Origin of the sequence: Neobacillus pocheonensis, from assembly GCF_050477905.1 — a bacterium.
Taxonomy (GTDB): Bacteria; Bacillota; Bacilli; order Bacillales; family Cytobacillaceae; genus Neobacillus; species Neobacillus pocheonensis_A.
Map to the genome: position 1 here is coordinate 1 of NZ_JBCNAD010000091.1, position 1,250 is coordinate 1,250.

Annotated in this window: 1 protein-coding gene; it reads right to left on the reverse strand. The window is 39.4% G+C overall.

Annotated elements, in window-relative coordinates; translation table 11 throughout:
- Positions 1-126 precede the first annotated feature (126 nt).
- Positions 127-1,250, reverse strand: a 1,124-nt coding sequence (locus ABES02_RS29005) for an IS110 family transposase (RefSeq protein WP_430141369.1), incomplete at its 5' end; no start/stop codon positions are given.

Sequence of the window (1,250 nt, forward strand, 5' to 3'; positions counted from 1 at the left end):
ACTACCATGAAAATTAACTTCTGTAACTTCGGTAAAAAGGCAATACTTAAATAGACGCAGCTCATTCATTTTTTAAAAAGAGCGGGGCGCCTGATCAAGGTGTTTTTGGACTACAAGAATAATGGATTAGGATGCTTCTGTAATTGTCACATTATAACCTAAGTTTTCTAGTCTTCGAACTGAATGCCGTACAATAGATACTTGTCTTTGCTTATCAAAATAATCTTCGCCTAAGTCAACGTACATTTCTTTTCTGGTTAGAAGGTAATATGCGATTCGCAACATCGCATGGGCGACTACAATTGCTGCCTTTTTCTTTCCCTTTCGTCCAGCTGTACGTCTATACAGTGCACCGAGATAGTTTTTTGACCCTCTTACTGATTGAGCTGCTTCTGTTAATGCGGATCTTAAATACTTATTTCCCTTTTTTGATCTGCTAGATTTCCTTTTACCTGCGCTTTCATTGTGTCCAGGGACCAAGGCTGCCCATGAACACAAATGTGCGGCAGTCGGGAATTGGCTTCCAACATCCGTACCAATTTCAGCTAAGATTTGTTCAGCCATTCTTGTGGCGATACCAGGAATGGAATCGAGTCGTTCTATATCTTCTTGATAAGTGCTTACTCTTTGAGCTATCTCTTGGTCTAACATTTCAATTTGCTCAGTTAGAAAATCAATGTGAGTTAAAATCGTTTTTAACATTAAGCGTTGGTGTGGGTTAACATAGCCCTGAAGTGCCAATTCAAGTTCTTCTTTTTTCTTTTTCATTGTACGACGAGCGAAGTTTGCTAGTTTTTCAGGATCGTCTTCACCATCTGCGATTGCTCGAAGCATATCTTTCGATGAAACACCCATAATATCAGATACAACAGAACCTAGTTTGATGTTGGCTCCTTCTAAAACCTTTTGAATCCTATTATGTTGTCTGGCGCGTTCTTCAATGATACTCCGGCGATAGCGTACAAGTTCCCGCAGTTCTCGTTGATTCCGATCAGGAATGAAGCTTGCTTTCAGTAGTCCGTGACGAAGAAGTTGGGCTATCCATTCTGCATCTTTAACATCCGTTTTGCGTCCAGGAAGTGCCTTCATGTGTTGAGCAATTACAACTAAAAACTCTATTCCTTCGGACTCTAATAAGTTAACAATAGGTTTCCAATAAACACTCGTACTTTCCATAGCTACGTGAGTACAATTATTCTCCTTAATCCAGTCCAATAACTTTAATAGAAAAACCGTTTTAGTAGAAAATG